The 17,104-nt window shown below is 54.1% G+C and carries 16 protein-coding genes; 13 read left to right on the top strand and 3 right to left on the bottom strand.

Annotated features, from left to right (window positions below; genetic code table 11):
* Genes SCU88_RS18820 through SCU88_RS18810 form a run of 3 tightly spaced genes read right to left on the bottom strand, consistent with a single transcriptional unit; the run spans nucleotide 1 to nucleotide 3,650 of the window.
* A complete protein-coding gene (locus SCU88_RS18820; RefSeq protein WP_175342094.1) occupies nucleotides 1-1,185 on the bottom strand; it encodes an amidohydrolase in 1,185 nt (394 codons plus the stop codon).
* Nucleotides 1,178-2,422, bottom strand: coding sequence for an allantoate amidohydrolase (locus tag SCU88_RS18815; RefSeq protein WP_175342095.1), 1,245 nt, complete (start codon nucleotides 2,420-2,422; stop codon nucleotides 1,178-1,180). Before SCU88_RS18815 ends, SCU88_RS18820 begins: the two co-directional genes overlap by 8 nt.
* A gap of 4 nt (nucleotides 2,423-2,426) precedes the next feature.
* On the bottom strand, nucleotides 2,427-3,650 hold the full coding sequence (locus SCU88_RS18810; protein WP_175342096.1) for a hypothetical protein: 1,224 nt from the start codon (nucleotides 3,648-3,650) through the stop codon (nucleotides 2,427-2,429).
* A 497-nt stretch (nucleotides 3,651-4,147) separates the two neighbouring features.
* On the opposite strand from SCU88_RS18810, the gene ndk reads away from it, so the two are divergent.
* The 13 genes from ndk to SCU88_RS18745 all read left to right on the top strand — a co-directional run bounded on the left by ndk (nucleotide 4,148) and on the right by SCU88_RS18745 (nucleotide 17,074).
* Nucleotides 4,148-4,579, top strand: a complete 432-nt coding sequence (ndk, locus tag SCU88_RS18805; protein WP_138098895.1) for a nucleoside-diphosphate kinase — start codon at nucleotides 4,148-4,150, stop codon at nucleotides 4,577-4,579.
* A gap of 175 nt (nucleotides 4,580-4,754) precedes the next feature.
* Nucleotides 4,755-5,921: a bifunctional tRNA (adenosine(37)-C2)-methyltransferase TrmG/ribosomal RNA large subunit methyltransferase RlmN gene (locus SCU88_RS18800; protein ID WP_138098894.1), complete on the top strand. Its 1,167-nt coding sequence runs from the start codon at nucleotides 4,755-4,757 to the stop codon at nucleotides 5,919-5,921.
* Between the two features lie 418 nt (nucleotides 5,922-6,339).
* On the top strand, nucleotides 6,340-7,383 hold the full coding sequence (rodZ, locus tag SCU88_RS18795) for a cytoskeleton protein RodZ (protein ID WP_175342097.1): 1,044 nt from the start codon (nucleotides 6,340-6,342) through the stop codon (nucleotides 7,381-7,383).
* A gap of 40 nt (nucleotides 7,384-7,423) precedes the next feature.
* Nucleotides 7,424-8,542 (top strand): flavodoxin-dependent (E)-4-hydroxy-3-methylbut-2-enyl-diphosphate synthase, encoded by a 1,119-nt coding sequence (gene ispG / locus SCU88_RS18790; protein ID WP_175342098.1) that lies wholly within the window; start codon nucleotides 7,424-7,426, stop codon nucleotides 8,540-8,542.
* Between the two features lie 116 nt (nucleotides 8,543-8,658).
* Nucleotides 8,659-9,933 (top strand): histidine--tRNA ligase, encoded by a 1,275-nt coding sequence (hisS, locus tag SCU88_RS18785; protein ID WP_138098891.1) that lies wholly within the window; start codon nucleotides 8,659-8,661, stop codon nucleotides 9,931-9,933.
* A gap of 35 nt (nucleotides 9,934-9,968) precedes the next feature.
* Nucleotides 9,969-10,589, top strand: coding sequence for a tetratricopeptide repeat protein (locus tag SCU88_RS18780; protein WP_175342099.1), 621 nt, complete (start codon nucleotides 9,969-9,971; stop codon nucleotides 10,587-10,589).
* A gap of 10 nt (nucleotides 10,590-10,599) precedes the next feature.
* Entirely contained in the window at nucleotides 10,600-11,781 is a 1,182-nt protein-coding gene (gene bamB, locus SCU88_RS18775; RefSeq protein ID WP_138098889.1) for an outer membrane protein assembly factor BamB, read from the top strand.
* Between the two features lie 113 nt (nucleotides 11,782-11,894).
* Nucleotides 11,895-13,361 (top strand): ribosome biogenesis GTPase Der, encoded by a 1,467-nt coding sequence (gene der / locus SCU88_RS18770; protein ID WP_138098888.1) that lies wholly within the window; start codon nucleotides 11,895-11,897, stop codon nucleotides 13,359-13,361.
* Nucleotides 13,362-13,506: 145 nt separating this feature from the next.
* The gene (locus SCU88_RS18765; RefSeq protein ID WP_175342100.1) at nucleotides 13,507-13,959 is read left to right on the top strand and encodes a YrhA family protein; all 453 of its coding nucleotides are present in this window, start codon (nucleotides 13,507-13,509) and stop codon (nucleotides 13,957-13,959) included.
* Between the two features lie 42 nt (nucleotides 13,960-14,001).
* Nucleotides 14,002-14,367, top strand: coding sequence for a hypothetical protein (locus tag SCU88_RS18760; RefSeq protein ID WP_175342101.1), 366 nt, complete (start codon nucleotides 14,002-14,004; stop codon nucleotides 14,365-14,367).
* Nucleotides 14,368-14,673: 306 nt separating this feature from the next.
* Nucleotides 14,674-14,973, top strand: a complete 300-nt coding sequence (locus SCU88_RS18755; RefSeq protein ID WP_175342102.1) for a hypothetical protein — start codon at nucleotides 14,674-14,676, stop codon at nucleotides 14,971-14,973.
* Between the two features lie 60 nt (nucleotides 14,974-15,033).
* Entirely contained in the window at nucleotides 15,034-16,242 is a 1,209-nt protein-coding gene (locus SCU88_RS18750; RefSeq protein WP_431810040.1) for an IS256 family transposase, read from the top strand.
* A gap of 373 nt (nucleotides 16,243-16,615) precedes the next feature.
* On the top strand, nucleotides 16,616-17,074 hold the full coding sequence (locus tag SCU88_RS18745) for a hypothetical protein (protein WP_175341986.1): 459 nt from the start codon (nucleotides 16,616-16,618) through the stop codon (nucleotides 17,072-17,074).
* Nucleotides 17,075-17,104 lie beyond the last annotated feature (30 nt).

The raw sequence follows: 17,104 nt of genomic DNA, 5'->3' as shown, positions 1-17,104 counted from the left end.
TCAGAATGAATCCTGATGCAGATAGCGCCAGGCATATTGAGCATAAAGCTCCGCACCGGTAGCCATAGCGTCTTCATCGATATTAAAACAGCCGTGATGGTGCGCGAAGTCAGAGCCTTTTTGCGGACAGCCGCAGCCGACCAGCGCGAAACAACCCGGTGCTTTTTCCATATAGAAACTGAAATCTTCACCGCCGGTGGTGGGACGTTCGGTCATGAGCGCCGCATCGCCAAAGGCGTCGCAGATCACCGATTGGGCCAACAGCGCGCTACGCTCTTCGTTTATCACAGGCAGCGTACCGTAGGTGTAATCTACCTGCGCGCTGGCGCCGTAGATGGCGGCAGTATGTTCGGCATAGCGTTCGATGGCGGTTTTCAGACGTTCGCGGGTTTCCAGGGTGAAGCAACGAACGGTGCCATCTAGCACGGCATTTTCCGCGATGACATTAAAGCGTGTACCGACTTCCATTTTACCGATGGTTACGACGGCGGAATCCTGTGCGGCCGTTTCGCGGGAAACGATGGATTGCAGGTTCATTACGAATGAAGAGGCAACCACCGCAGCATCGACGCAGGCTTCCGGCATGGAGCCATGGCCGCCGCGTCCTTTAAACGAAACCTTAAGCAGGTCAGCAGAGGCGAAGGATGAACCCACTTTACAGGAGACCTTACCGGAGGGCATCTGGCTCCAGATATGGATGCCAAAGACATTATCCACGCCTTCCATGGCTCCCTGATTGACCATTTCTCTGGCGCCTTCGGCGATTTCTTCCGCGGGCTGGAAAATCAGGCGGACATTGCCGGGAAGCTGGCTGCGAATGCTATTCAGCGCAGCGGCTGCGCTGAGCAGCATCGCGGTATGGGCATCGTGACCACAGGCGTGCATTTTCCCCGGAGTATGGGATTTGTAGCTCAGGTCATCATTAAGTTCCAGTATCGGCAGTGCGTCCATATCGGCGCGCAGTCCCACTGTTTTCCCGGGTTTACCACCCTGAATTTCGGCAATAATTCCGGTGGGTGTTGTGAGTCGGTAGGGTATGCCGAGTTCGTCGAGAGCTTTAGCGATCTGTTGGGTGGTGCGTATCTCATCCCATGGCAGTTCAGGATGGGCGTGCAGATCGCGGCGAAAATCTATCATCTGATGCTGGTGCGCTTTAATAAATGCCGCAATGGCTGGGTTAGTCATGGTTTTTGGCCTCTGTCATTGCTTTAACCGTGTGGAAGATAACTTCTACGCCTTTGGCTATTTGTTCTGCATCCGTCCACTCATCGGGATGGTGACTGAGTCCATCACGGCTGGGGACAAAGATGAGCCCGGTTGGTGCCAGTCCCGCGAAGACCATGGCGTCGTGCCCGGCGCCGCTGACCATGGTTCTGCGGCTATAGCCAAGCCTGTCGCACTGTTGCTCCAGACTGTGGACAATCTCTGACGCCATGGGGGTAGGGGCAATGTACAGCGTTTGTTCAACTGCCGCAGTGATGCCCTGGTTTGCCTGTTGGTTGATAGCTTCCCGGGTCTGGTCGATAACCTGGCGCAGTTTCCGCTCATCACGTGAACGAATATCTACGGAAAACACGACCTGATGGGGAATAACGTTGGCGCCGTTAGGGTGGACCCGAAGCTTACCGACGGTTGCCACGGTCGCATCCCCGGCCTGGCGGGCGAAATCTCCCACCTGGCTGATGATATGGCTGGCAGCGAGAAGTGCATCCTGGCGTCTGTCCATCGGGGTTGTGCCCGCGTGGCCTGCCTTGCCGGTAAGCGTTACGCTAAGCTGGGTCATTCCGACAACCACATCGACAATACCGATATCGGTGCTGGTTTGTTCCAGCACCGGTCCCTGTTCAATATGTAACTCGATAAAGGCTTTGAGTGATTCAGGAGTGCGAACCACGCTGGAGACATCCCGGGGGGCATAACCGGCTTCTGACATGCGTTGGGCTGCGCTGATACCCGTGCTGTCATGCAGGCTTTCCAGCATCTGAGAAGAAATATGACCGGCCATGGCAGAGGATGCCAGCAGGCCACGTTCGAAGCTGGCGCCTTCTTCTTCTACCAGTGCGACGACTTCCAGCGGGTAATGCGGAGACAGACCCTGTTCATTAAATAATGTGGCGATTTCCAACGCCATAATCACACCGGCCGCACCGTCAAAGGCTCCACCATGGGGAACCGTGTCAAAATGGGAACCAATCATGACCGAAGGGAGATCGGCTCGGGTACCAGGCAGTGTACCGATAACGTTGCCTATGGCGTCTTCGCGAACCTGAAGTCCCGCCTGTTCCATCTGCTGGCATAGCCAGGCGCGTGCGGCGTGGGCCTGCGGACTGTAACTCATACGAGTGATACCCTGACCTGGCGTGGCGTTAAATTCGGCCAGTTCATCAAGAAATCGCCTAATGCGGGAAGCGCAAACTTTCATCGTTTTATCCTGTTATCGGGGTAATGTAGCTAACCAGAATACCGGCCAGCACAACAGAAACCATGGTGACGGAAATAAAACCACCGACCAGCATCGGGCCCAGCATATGGTGAGTTAATACCTCCCGCTCTTTTGCATCCCGGGTCAGGGAGTTAATGGCTTCGTTGGTAATAATATAGTCCGCCGGAAAGCCGTACAGAGCTGTCAGTGAAATGGCGAAGGCCATCGGCATATTAACGCCAAGTAATTTGCCGACCAGCCATGAAACAATAAACATACCTATTACCGCAGTAGTAATCAGCACCAGCATCGGGTAAAGCAAACGTAACAGCATTTCCGGCGTTGCTTTATTTAGCGTGTCGAAAATAAATAACATCAACCCCATAACGGCGAAGCCAAAGCCATTCGCTTTCTGAAGTGTTTGGCGCTCAAGAAAACCGAATGACGTGAAAATGACGCCGAATAACAGGCAGAGTACAAAAGGGCTAATGCTCACCAGCGGGGCGCAGAGATCGGAAACCCACCAGGCCAGAAAACCGACGAAGGCCAGACGCAGGAATTTAAAGTAGCTGGTATTATACTGGGCCGGAAAGGCGTTGAAGAAACGCGGCATTTCCTCTTCACCCGCGACAGTTGTGGTCTGTGCCTTATTCGGCTCTGTCTGGGGTGAGTATTCTTTCCATTCACCGCGACGATACTTTTCCAGTACGTGACGGCCTTCTCGCTGTAGCATAATCGCGGTAAGAGGGTAACCCGCAAAGCCCTGCATGACGTAAATCAAGATAGCGAAGACAGACAGATCGACCAGCCCAGCTTCGGCGGCACCTTTGGACATGATTAACGAAGAAACGATGCCGCCGACCAGCGGAGGAATCGTCACCAATGCAGTGTTCATGTCGAATAACACTGTGCAGACGGCAAATACGGCAATAGCGATGCCTGCGATACCGGCAAGGGCGATCACCACCGTTTTCCACTGTTTACCTAACTCTCGCAGGGACAGCAAAGTTCCCATGTTGGTAATAAGCAAATACATTAGCATTACTGCAATGGCTGGTGTGATTCCGGCCTGACTGATGATATCCGCCGGGAAAAAGGTCCAGTAACCCACCAGGAATAGAACTGCGCAGACGAATACCGACGGTATCCAGGCTTTTGAACGCGTAGAGACGATATCGCCGATATAAAGTATTGCAATAATAATAACGAGTGCGACCATCTGATTCATTGGCAACTTCCATTGTTTTTTATGCTGTCAGGGGATGAGTGCGTTGCCATAATACAATAATTTCCAGAACATTCACGATATGTTATTTCGGGGGTGCCCGGTGTCGTGGTTGAAAATAAGATTATAATATTGGTTTTTTCAGTAACACCTGGTGTTTTATTCTGGGTGTTTTGATTATCCTGGTAATTAATTGTGGTGTTTTGAATAAAGTGTTACGGCGTTTTCTTATGACCTTCCAGCCAGCGGTTCTGGAACGAAGCCACCGGAGAATGTAACGCTCAGGGAGGCATTACCCGTTCAGGACGCGGCAGGCAGAAGGAGATAGACGCAGCTTTACGGAGAACGGGTTAGTGCTCCAGGATGTTGCCGAACATTGTTTCTTTTTAAAAAAATGTTGCCTTTTCCCGTAGGCAACGCCGTGATAGCTCTTTATAATCCTGCGCCAGGCATTACCGGGGGACCCGGTGTAAAACAGAACAACATCATAAGAGGTTATCATGGCTATTGAACGTACGTTTTCCATCATCAAGCCCAACGCGGTGGCGAAAAACGTAATTGGCAGCATCTTTGCTCGCTTTGAGACGGCTGGGCTGAAAATTGTGGGTACCAAAATGCTGCATCTGACCGTTGAGCAGGCGCGCGGTTTTTACGCTGAACACGACGGTAAGCCGTTCTTTGACGGCCTGGTTGAATTCATGACTTCTGGCCCGATCGTGGTTACCGCACTGGAAGGTGAGAGCGCCGTGCGTCGTCACCGTGAAATCCTGGGCGCCACCAACCCGGCGGACGCGCTGGCCGGCACCCTGCGCGCCGACTACGCCGACAGCTTTACCGAAAACGGCACTCATGGTTCTGATTCCGTAGAGTCTGCGGCCCGCGAGATCGCCTTCTTCTTCGGTGAAGGCGAAGTCTGCGCCCGTACCCGCTAAGGGAATCTATTAAGCGGCGCTTACACTTTATTTCCCGGCAGCTGCTTGCAGCCGTGGAATCTGCGCCACAGAATTTGTACAATGCTGCGCCCCTGGAGGCTGAATGCTTCCCGGGGCGCTTCTTTTTTTAACCCGCCAGGGGCCATAACGTGTAACAACGAGGCCGGAAAAAATTATGTCAGAGCAAATTGTCACCCCCGCAGTTGCATCCGCTGCCGATACTGCTAACAACGAAAAAATTAACCTGCTGGATCTCACCCGCCAGCAGATGCGTGAGTTTTTTGTCGAGATGGGCGAAAAACCGTTCCGCGCCGATCAGGTCATGAAGTGGATCTACCACTACTGTAGCGATGACTTCGATGAGATGACCGATATCAACAAGGTGCTGCGTGGCCGCCTGAAGGCGGTAGCGGAAATCCGCGCGCCGGAGGTGGTTGAAGAGCAACGCTCTTCGGATGGCACGATAAAATGGGCGATTCTGGTCGGCGGTCAGCGAGTTGAAACCGTTTATATTCCGGAAGAAGATCGCGCCACGCTTTGCGTCTCTTCTCAGGTGGGTTGCGCGCTGGAATGCAAATTCTGCTCCACCGCGCAGCAGGGCTTTAACCGTAACCTGCGGGTATCGGAGATTATTGGTCAGGTATGGCGCGCGGCGAAAATTATTGGCGCCGCTAAAGTGACCGGTCAGCGCCCCATAACCAACGTGGTGATGATGGGGATGGGTGAGCCGCTGCTAAATCTGACCAATGTAGTACCGGCTATGGAGATCATGCTGGATGACTTCGGCTTCGGGCTTTCCAAACGTCGCGTGACCATCTCCACCTCCGGCGTGGTACCGGCGCTGGATAAGCTGGGCGATATGATCGACGTGGCGCTGGCGATTTCGCTGCATGCCCCGACCGATGAGATCCGCAACGAGATCATGCCCATCAACAAAAAATATAATATCGAGACCTTCCTGGACTCGGTCCGCCGTTATCTGGAAAAATCTAACGCTAATCAGGGTCGCGTGACTATCGAGTATGTCATGCTCGATCATATCAACGACGGTACCGAACACGCGCATCAGCTGGCGGAATGCCTGAAGGACACTCCGTGCAAAATTAACCTGATTCCATGGAACCCCTTCCCGGGGGCGCCCTACGGTCGCAGCTCTAACAGCCGTATCGACCGCTTCTCGAAGGTGCTGATGGGCTATGGTTTCACCACCATCGTTCGTAAGACCCGCGGTGATGATATCGATGCCGCCTGCGGCCAGCTGGCGGGCGAAGTTATCGACCGTACCAAGCGTACTCTGCGTAAGCGTATGCAGGGTGAAGCCATCGACGTTAAAAGCGTCTGATGCATTCGCCGCCCGCACCGGGCGGCGAAAATTCCGCTTTTCGCGATATCATCCAGGATTATGAGTCGCGAAGCGATAATTACGGTGCGTTTTTTCACGCTTTAAGGCAGTATGTAACGGCACAACAACAGTTTAGCCGCGTTAAAGTGGACAACTTTTGTGTACTGAGACCGGACAGGCGAGAAAAAGCTGTCTATGGTTAAGAAACCCGGCGCTAATATACCTGGCGCAAACGGTCGGTTCCGCAGATGGCGGAGTCGATACAACGGGAATAGCGCGGCGGCGAAGCCCGGTTGCGCAGAGATCTTTCGCGGCGCAGGACTAGCGCGAAGAGCGCAATAGTTGCCCTGAATGAAATACGGGGAATTCCAGTCGGCGCCAGTTACTTAATTCGAACCGTACCAGCAGTTGTAGCTAAATGAATACAGAAGCCACTAACGAACAGAATGCAGCACAAAGTACGGGCGAACGTTTGCGTAACGCCCGTGAACAACTTGGACTGAGCCAGCAGACGGTGGCTGAAAGACTGTGTCTTAAAGTCTCTACCGTTCGCGATATCGAAGAGGATAAATCCCCTTCGGACCTGGCCTCTACCTTCCTGCGCGGTTACATCCGTTCCTATGCGCGACTGGTGCATATTCCGGAAGACGAACTGCTGCCTATGATGGAAAAGCAGGCGCCGCTCAGAACCTCTAAAGTACAGCCGATGCAGAGCTTTTCGCTGGGCAAACGCCGTAAAAAGCGCGATGGCTGGTTAATGAGTTTTACCTGGCTGGTGCTTTTTGTGGTGGTCGGCCTTACCGGCGCCTGGTGGTGGCAGAATCACAAAGCGCAGCAGGAAGAGATTACCTCGATGGCGGATCAGCCCGTCACCAACCAAAGCGATGACGGTTCCCAGTCAGTACCGCTGGATACCGGTAGCGCCAACGATAGCGCGACGCCGACCGACAATAGCGCCAGCGCCGTTCAGAACAACACGCCGGCAGCGACCGCGCAGCAGGCTCCGCAGACTCAGCCGGAAAGCGCACCTCAGGCTACGCAACAGCCCGCCAGCCCGGCGGATAATAACGCCGTTGTGGCGCCGAGCCAGGCGAACGTAGAGCAGACAGCGGGCCAGCAGCAGGCGCCTGCCAACGCGCAGGATCCGAACGCAACGACGGCTGGCCAGGGTCAGCTGCCGACCGATGCTGCGGGCGTAACGCCGCCGCCTGCCGATCCTAATGCGATCGTCATGAATTTTAATGCTGACTGCTGGCTGGAAGTCAGGGATGCTACCGGTAAGAAGCTGTTCAGCGGGATGCAGCGCAAAGACGGAAGTCTGAATCTGGCGGGCCAGCCGCCGTACCGCCTGAAAATTGGCGCACCGGCCGCCGTTCAGATCCAGTATCAGGGTAAACCCGTCGATCTGAGCCGCTTTATCAGAACTAACCAGGTTGCACGTTTCACACTGAACGCCGAATAATCGGCGTTCCGTTCCGAAGCCTGCATGACAGAGAAGTAGCATGAACCACGAATCCCCTATCCGGCGCAGGAAGTCGAAGCGCATCTACGTCGGAAATGTTCCTATCGGCGATGGCGCCCCCATCGCCGTACAGTCCATGACTAACACCCGCACCACCGATGTGGCGGCGACGGTTAATCAGATCCAGGCGCTGGAGCGCGTTGGCGCCGATATCGTGCGCGTTTCCGTGCCGACCATGGATGCGGCAGAAGCCTTTAAGCAGATCAAACAGCAGGTGCAGATCCCGCTGGTGGCCGACATTCACTTCGACTACCGCATCGCCCTGAAAGTAGCGGAATACGGCGTGGACTGCCTGCGTATCAACCCGGGTAATATCGGTAACAACGAGCGTATTCGTCAGGTAGTGGACTGCGCTCGTGATAAAAATATCCCGATCCGCATCGGCGTTAACGCCGGATCGCTGGAAAAAGATCTGCAGGAAAAATATGGCGAACCGACTCCGCAGGCGCTGCTGGAATCGGCGATGCGCCATGTGGATCATCTGGATAAGCTCAATTTCGATCAGTTTAAGGTGAGCGTGAAGGCTTCCGATGTCTTCCTGGCTGTAGAAGCTTATCGCCTGCTGGCCAAAGCTATCGATCAGCCTCTGCACCTGGGGATCACCGAAGCGGGCGGCGCCCGTAGCGGTTCGGTGAAATCCGCGATCGGCCTGGGAATGCTGCTGGCTGAAGGGATCGGCGATACGCTGCGCGTTTCGCTGGCGGCGGATCCGGTGGAAGAGATCAAAGTGGGCTTCGATATTCTGAAGTCGCTGCGGATCCGCGCTCGCGGGATCAACTTTATCGCCTGTCCGACCTGCTCGCGTCAGGAGTTCGACGTGATCGGCACCGTCAATGCCCTGGAGCAGCGGCTGGAAGATATCATCACCCCGATGGATGTTTCGATCATCGGCTGCGTGGTTAACGGCCCAGGAGAAGCGCTGGTATCCACCCTTGGCGTGACCGGGGGCAGCAAGAAGAGCGGCTTCTATGAAGACGGTAAGCGTAGCGATCGTCTGGACAACGACGATATGATCGATCAGCTGGAAGCGAAGATTCGCGCCCGGGCAGCCATGATGGACGAAAGCAAACGCATTGACGTTCATCAGCTGGAAAAATAAAGCAAACTGGGAAGCGGCGCGCTTCCCGTGTATGATTGAACCCGCAAAGGCGCTCACGAACTTTCGGAGCCGCCGGAACCGGGTTCATTTTTTGTATAAGAGAACAGAGAACTAACGTGGCAAAGAATATTCAAGCCATCCGCGGCATGAACGATTACCTGCCGGAGGAGACCGCGCTCTGGCAGCGTATTGAAGGCATCCTGAAGCAGGTGCTCGCCAGCTACGGCTATAGCGAAATTCGTACACCGATTGTAGAGCAGACCCCGTTATTCAAGCGCGCCATCGGTGAAGTGACCGACGTGGTTGAAAAAGAGATGTATACCTTTGAGGATCGCAACGGCGACAGCCTGACCCTGCGTCCCGAAGGCACCGCGAGCTGCGTTCGCGCCGGCATCGAGCATGGTCTGCTGTACAATCAGGAGCAGCGCCTGTGGTATATCGGGCCGATGTTCCGCCACGAGCGTCCCCAGAAAGGGCGCTATCGTCAGTTCCACCAGATCGGCGCGGAAGTGTTTGGTCTGGCCGGCCCGGATATCGATGCCGAGCTGATTATGCTGACCGCCCGTTGGTGGCGCGAGCTGGGCATTGAACAGCACGTGAGCCTGGAGCTGAACTCCATTGGTTCTACCGAAGCGCGGGCCCGCTATCGCGAAGCGTTGATCGCCTTCCTGGAGCAGCATAAAGAGACGCTGGATGAAGACAGCCAGCGTCGGATGTACACCAACCCGCTGAGGGTGTTGGATTCCAAAAACGCACAGGTTCAGGCATTGCTTGACGATGCGCCCCAGCTTGGCGACTACCTGGATGACGAGTCCCGCGAACATTTCGCCGGGCTGTGCGCTTATCTGGATGCCGCTGGCATCAGCTACACCGTGAACCAGCGTCTGGTGCGCGGGCTTGACTACTACAACCGCACCGTTTTTGAATGGGTGACCACCAGTCTGGGCTCCCAGGGAACGGTATGCGCCGGTGGCCGCTACGACGGTCTGGTAGAGCAACTGGGTGGCCGAAGCGCGCCGGGTGTCGGCTTTGCCATGGGCCTGGAGCGCCTGGTGCTGCTGGTTCAGGCGGTTAATCCTGAATTTAAAGCGAATTCCGTTGTCGATATTTATCTGGTCTCTTCGGGAAGCGGCACCCAGGCTCCGGCTATGCTGCTGGCGGAGCAGGTGCGCGACCGTCTGCCGGGGTGCCGGTTGATGACCAACTACGGCGGCGGTAACTTTAAGAAACAGTTCGCCCGCGCCGACAAGTGGGGTGCCAGCGTAGCGCTGGTGCTGGGCGAGGACGAGGTAGCCAATGGCAATGTGGTGGTGAAGGATCTGCGCTCCGGCGAGCAGCAGACCGTACCGCAGAGCGACGTGGCCGCCCATGTGCAGACGTTGCTGGGCTAATCCCCGGCAATAAGGCGTGAAGGAGTAAGGACTGCGTGGAAATTTACGAGAACGAACACGACCAGGTCGACGCGGTAAAACGCTTTTTTGCCAATAATGGCAAAGCGTTGGCCGTTGGCGTGGTGATTGGCATTGGCGCCCTGATCGGCTGGCGCTTCTGGAGTAGCCACCAAACGGAATCGGCCATGGGGGCATCTCAAGCCTATGAGCGCGCTATTTCCGGCGCCCAGGCAGGCAAGCCCGATTCGCTGGAAGCTGCCGGCAAATTCGTCACGGATAACAAAAACGCTTATGGGGCGCTGGCGGCCCTGAACCTGGCGCAGAAATACGCCCAGGACAACGACCTGCCGAAAGCGGCGGCTCAGCTGCAGCAGGGGCTTTCCGCCACGAAGGACTCCAACCTGCAGGCGTTGATTAACCTGCGTCTGGCGCGGGTGCAGATCCAACAGAAGCAGGCGGATGCCGCGCTGAAGTCGCTGGATACCATTAAGGGCGAAGGCTGGTCTGCGATTGTGGCCGATCTGCGCGGTGATGCGCTGCTCAGTAAGGGCGATAAGCAGGGGGCTCGCGAAGCCTGGAGTAAAGGGGTTTCCAGCCAGGCATCTCCGGCGCTGCGTGAAACCATGCAAATGAAAATAAACAACTTGTCCAGCTAAGAGGGACCCGATGCAATTGCGTAACTTACTTGTGCCAGGATTGCTGTCTTTGACCCTGCTCAGCGGCTGCTCGCTGTTCAGCAGCGAAGAAGATGTGGTGAAGATGTCTCCGTTGCCGGAAGTGACCAATCAGTTTTCGCCCAGCGAAGCGTGGAGCACTTCCGTCGGTAACGGAATCGGTGACTTCTATTCCAACCTGCATCCGGCTTCCCGGGACGGCGTGGTCTATGCCGCGGATCGCCACGGTATCGTAAAAGCCGTAAACGCCGATGATGGCCGTGAAGTGTGGTCTGTCGACCTGTCTGAAAAAACCGGTTTCTTCTCGCGTAACCGTTCGGCCCTGCTGTCTGGCGGTGTGACCATCGCCGGTACTCATATTTACGTTTCCAGCGAAAAAGCGGTGGTTTATGCCCTGAATGCGGCCGATGGTAGCGTGGCATGGCAGAGCAAAGTCGCCGGAGAGGCGCTCTCCCGTCCGGTGGTCAGCGACGGGCTGGTGCTGGTTCATACCAGCAACGGCATGCTGCAGGCGCTGAACGAGAGCGACGGAGCATCGCGCTGGACGGTGAACCTGGATATGCCAACCCTGTCGCTGCGCGGTGAATCTGCGCCGGCAACCGCCTATGGCGCGGCCATTGTTGGCGGCGATAACGGTCGCGTCAGCGCCGTGATGCTGGAGCAGGGGCAGATGATCTGGCAGCAGCGTATTTCGCAGGCCACCGGCGCCACCGAAATCGATCGCCTGGGCGATGTGGATACCACGCCGGTTATCGTCAATGGCGTGGTTTACGCGCTGGCTTATAACGGTAACCTGACGGCGCTGGATCTGCGCTCCGGCCAGATTATGTGGAAGCGCGAGTTGGGCTCGGTTAACGACTTCGTCGTTGACGGCAACCGTATTTTCCTGGTGGATCAGAATGACCGCGTACTGTCTCTGACCACTGACGGTGGCGTAACGCTCTGGACTCAGAGCGATCTGCTGCACCGTAACCTGACTACCCCGGTGCTGTTTAACGGCTACCTGGTGGTGGGCGATAGCGAAGGCTATCTGCACTGGATTGATACCACCAGTGGCCTGTTCTCTGCTCAGCAGAAGGTGGACAGCTCTGGTTTCCAGACCGAACCGGTTGTGGACGGCGGTAAGCTGTTTATTCAGGCGAAAGACGGTACGCTCTACGCAATTACCCGCTAATATATTAAGCGTAGCGAGAAGGAAACGGCTCCTGTACACATCAGGGGCCGTTTTATTGTTTACTGAAGCGATGCTAACGGCATCGTGGATTGTCAGTTATGAGGCTTTAGATAATGGTACCTGTGGTCGCGCTGGTCGGGCGCCCGAATGTCGGAAAATCTACCCTGTTCAACCGTTTAACCCGCACCCGAGATGCGCTGGTTGCGGATTTCCCGGGACTGACCCGCGACCGTAAGTATGGTCGTGCGGAGGTAGAAGGGCGCGAGTTTATCTGTATCGACACCGGCGGTATCGACGGCACCGAGGAAGGGGTGGAAACCCATATGGCGGAGCAGTCGCTGCTGGCGATTGAAGAGGCGGATGTCGTGTTGTTTATGGTGGATGCTCGTGCAGGCCTGATGCCGGCAGACGAAGGCATTGCCCGCCATTTGCGTACCCGCCAGAAGCCGACCTTCCTGGTGGCTAATAAGACCGATGGTCTGGATCCCGACCAGGCGGTTGGCGAATTCTATGCGCTGGGTATGGGCGATATCACCCCCATTGCAGCTTCACATGGGCGCGGCGTTACCAGTCTGCTGGAGCGCGTACTGCTGCCGTGGATGGAAGATGTCTCGCCTGAAGAGACTACTGACGACGATGAGTTTCCTCCGTTCGATGAATTTGATGAACAGGCGGAAGAAGAGGAAGAGGCGTTCAATCCCCAGGATCTGCCGATCAAAATGGCTATCGTCGGACGTCCTAATGTCGGTAAGTCCACACTAACCAACCGTATCCTCGGTGAAGAGCGGGTTGTGGTCTTCGATATGCCGGGCACGACCCGCGACAGTATTTACATCCCGATGGAGCGCGACGAACGTGAGTATGTACTCATTGACACCGCCGGGGTGCGTAAGCGCGGTAAAGTGACCGAAACGGTTGAAAAATTCTCGGTCATCAAAACCCTGCAGGCAATTGAAGATGCCAACGTGGTGCTGCTGGTCATTGACGCCCGTGAAGGGATCTCCGATCAGGACCTTTCGCTGCTGGGCTTTATTCTTAACAGCGGTCGCTCGCTGGTTATCGCCGTCAACAAGTGGGATGGCCTGAGCCAGGAAGTGAAAGAGCAGGTGAAAGAGACCCTGGACTATCGACTGGGCTTTATCGACTTTGCGCGGGTGCACTTTATCTCCGCCCTGCACGGTAGCGGTGTGGGCAATCTGTTTGAATCGGTACACGAAGCCTACGACAGCGCCACGCGCCGCGTGAGCACCGCGATGCTGACCCGTATTATGAATATGGCGGCCGACGATCACCAGCCGCCGCTGGTACGCGGACGTCGCGTGAAGCTGAAGTATGCCCACGCCGGTGGTTACAACCCGCCGATCGTGGTGATTCACGGTAACCAGGTGAAGGATCTGCCGGATTCCTACAAGCGCTACCTGATGAACTACTTCCGCCGCTCCCTGAATGTGATGGGCACGCCTATCCGTATTCAGTTTAAAGAGGGGGATAACCCCTTTGCAGGCAAGCGCAACACCCTGACTCCGACTCAGATGCGTAAGCGTAAACGCCTGGTTAAGCATATTAAGAAAAGCAAATAGCGAACCGGCGAGATTCACTAAGACGCATCAAAACCATCAAGCCCGCACTGTGCGGGCTTTTTTGTTGACCACTACACTTACCCCAGAAGGAAATACACCGTCCTTTGGCCGGTACCCCGTGGTGTGATTTATCCGTGAGGCGCTTATGACAGAGATAGAAAAAGCTGTATACACATTTAATGACCTCAGCGCGAGCATGGGATATGAGGTCAGTCCTCCATGGTCAGGCAAAATAAAGCCCTATAATTTTGGGCGCGATATCGCTCCGGAACAGCCTGATTTTTGGTGTCAGTACGAGGCGTTATTGCGTATCAGTAATGGGTTATTCGCTGATGGGCACACTTTCTACGGTATCAGCGTGGACGGAGAGCCTGGTCTGATTGAGTACAATGATGCGTTAAATACGCCGGATCTTGAAACAAAAGCCATGCAGGGACGAATAGTCGTAGGGGAGAATAATACCGATATCCTTTACTACGATACCCTTACTGGAAGGTGGGAGTCATGTGACCACATTGGCACGGATAATGTGTGGAAATCATGCGATAGCCTGACTCAACTTGTTCAAACTCAGGTAGATATGCTTACTGAGGTTTAAGTGGAACATGCTTGAATGGGACGGGCGCCCGGAGGTTTATCAATGGTTCTGAGCGGAGAGATTCAGGATGCGTATGGCGCGAAAGTAATGCTAACAGAGCTATTAAATAAAGTCCCTGAGAATAGCTGGGACTGGAGAATGTTTGAGTTTGAGGGCACAGGTGTAGCTCCGCAGGGAATGACAATGCCCGATTTTGAAGATCTGGTGATGTCCGAAGAATATGGGTTTGCTTTTAGCTGGGATAGTCTGACCCAATTTGCCAGCGAACTGTCTGATGTAAAATCATGTGTACTTGCCGCAGTGAGTAGTCCTGTGGATTATGAATCGCTTGATGATGGCTCAGGAGAGGGGGTTATTGCCTTCATCGGTATTTATGACAGTACCGACTGGGAGATAAAAATCCCTTAGCAGTCAGGAAAACCGGGGATTGTTCCCGGTTTTTTATTGTCACCAGCATGGCCTGCCGGATCGGATTATCTTGGAATATTCCTTATGGGATGCTTACAGGTGACTATCAGGCACTCATAAAATTATTGAGCTTCTGTCGGGTTGAGTGATGCACATATGGCAAGGATGTTTACACAGCATGTGAACTGTTATTTATGGTTAAAATATGAACATAAATAGTGTCATTAAGTTTGATCGCTTAACATGAAGTTACGATCTCCTTGTGCCAGAATTAATTATCTACTGGTGACCGATGGGGTTATAAATGTGAAGAAGTTCCTTATATTTTGTCTGCTACCACTTTTTCTGGTGGGTTGTAAGCCAGGAGGAGAGAAGGCAACCCAGTTGGCACAGTCTGTGGTAGCTAATGACATGAACGATCCTGAAACGACAAAATTCCGCAATGTGCATTACGTTCAGGAAGAAGAAAAGCCGGATGGCACCGTCAGAGGCGCTGTCTGTGGGGAGATCAATTCCAGGAACATGTTTGGGGCCTATGATGGCTATCAGCCATTCCTTGTGGTGCTGGAAATGAAGTCTAAAGGAACTTTCTCTAAGAGACTGTAATTAAAATTGTGTAATTGCCTGTTTTTGGTATGTTCACTCCAGTAACGGAGACAGGCATTTATGGACGAAAAGAAACTCAAAGCCCTTGCGGCTGAACTGGCTAAAGGCCTCAAAACCGAAGCCGATCTCAATGCTTTTTCCCGCATGTTGACGAAGCTTACCGTCGAAACGGCGCTCAATGCGGAGCTGACTGACCACCTCGGGCATGAGAAAAATGCGCCCAAAACAGGCTCAAACACCCGCAATGGCTACTCGTCAAAAACGGTGTTATGCGATGACGGCGAGATCGAACTGAACACGCCGCGTGACCGCGAAAACACCTTCGAACCACAGCTGATTAAGAAACACCAGACGCGCATTACGCAGATGGACAGCCAGATTTTATCCCTCTACGCCAAAGGCATGACTACCCGCGAAATCGTCGCCACCTTCAAAGAGATGTACGACGCCGATGTGTCACCCACGCTGATATCTAAAGTCACGGACGCCGTAAAAGAGCAGGTCACGGAGTGGCAAAACCGGCAACTGGATGCGCTGTATCCCATTGTTTATATGGACTGTATTGTTGTTAAAGTTCGCCAGAATGGCAGTGTGATAAACAAAGCTGTTTTCCTGGCGCTGGGGATCAATACTGAAGGCCAGAAAGAGTTACCGGGCATGTGGCTGGCCGAAAATGAAGGAGCAAAGTTCTGGCTAAGCGTGCTGACGGAGCTGAAAAACCGGGGTCTTCAGGACATCCTGATTGCCTGTGTGGATGGTCTGAAGGGCTTCCCGGATGCGATAAACAGCGTCTATCCGCAGACTCACATCCAGTTGTGCATCATCCATATGGTGCGTAACAGCCTGAAATACGTATCCTGGAAGGACTACAAAGCCGTCACCAGCGGGCTAAAAGCAGTTTATCAGGCCCCGACCGAAGAGGCGGCGCTGATGGCGCTGGATGCGTTCGCGGGCGAATGGGACGATAAATATCCGCAAATCAGCAAAAGCTGGCGTACGCACTGGGAAAATCTGAACACGTTTTTCGGCTACCCGCCGGATATCCGTAAGGCTATCTACACCACGAACGCGATAGAATCGCTGAATAGCGTGATCCGTGCCGCGATTAAGAAACGCAAAGTGTTCCCGACAGATGACTCGGTGCGGAAGGTTATTTATCTGGCGATCAAGGATGCGTCGAAAAAATGGAGTATGCCGATCCAGAACTGGCGGCTGGCAATGAGTCGTTTTATTATTGCGTTCGGTGACCGCCTGAGCGATCACCTTTAATACATTGGCAGTTACACAGAATTACTGACAGGCTCTTCTCTAAGGGAGTCTCTTACACCGTCCCCTTTAAGCATGTCTTTGCAGATATCGCAGCGGCAAGGCAAACTAAGATATATCGCGAGCGCTGCGACAGCCAAAAATAACGTTAATCCTTAGCCCGCAGCAAGCGGGCTTCTTATGACAAGCCGGGTGTCTCTTTATTCCTGGTTGTACATGCCAAGTGGCGCAGTTCCTTACTTCATTCCTTAATTTGTAACAGATATCTCCTAAATCCATACGGGTCGTTATTTACAGGCTATTCTTAACTACACGCCGTGATACCTGTGTCATGATTAACAGGTATGACATCCATACGTCTGTAGATGAGGGAACTATGAAAAAAACAATCGTCGCGCTGTCTGCGCTTTTCCTGGCCGCTCCGGTATTTGCTAACACCATGACACATGCAACCGATGAGACCGTTGCCGAAGCGCATAAAGGCGCTAACTCGGCAAAAGAGGGACTGCACCAGGCACAGAATAAAGGCGAGGAGCTGAAGCTGAAGTCACAGCATGCAGCAGAAGGAAAAAGTGACACCATGGGCAGCAAGGTGAGTGAAAAATCTCAGGAAACCTGGCATAAGACCAAAGAGGGCACCGAAAAGGGCTGGAACAGCACCAAAGAAGGCGCCGAGAAGGGCTGGGATAAAACTAAGGAAGGAACCGGCAAGGCCTGGGATAAGACCAAAGAAGGGTCTGAAAAAGCCTGGGATAAAACCAAAGAAGGCGCGGAGAAAGGCTGGGATAAAACCAAGCAGGGCGCCGAAGATCTGAAGAAGAAAGTGACCGAATAATCACGCTGATTCAGACTATCAACAGCCCAC

Origin of the sequence: Jejuibacter sp. L23, assembly GCF_050815825.1 — a bacterium.
GTDB lineage: Bacteria > Pseudomonadota > Gammaproteobacteria > Enterobacterales > Enterobacteriaceae > Jejubacter > Jejubacter calystegiae.
Note: the sequence above shows the minus strand (reverse complement) of the source record. Positions and strands in the feature narration are given on the sequence as shown.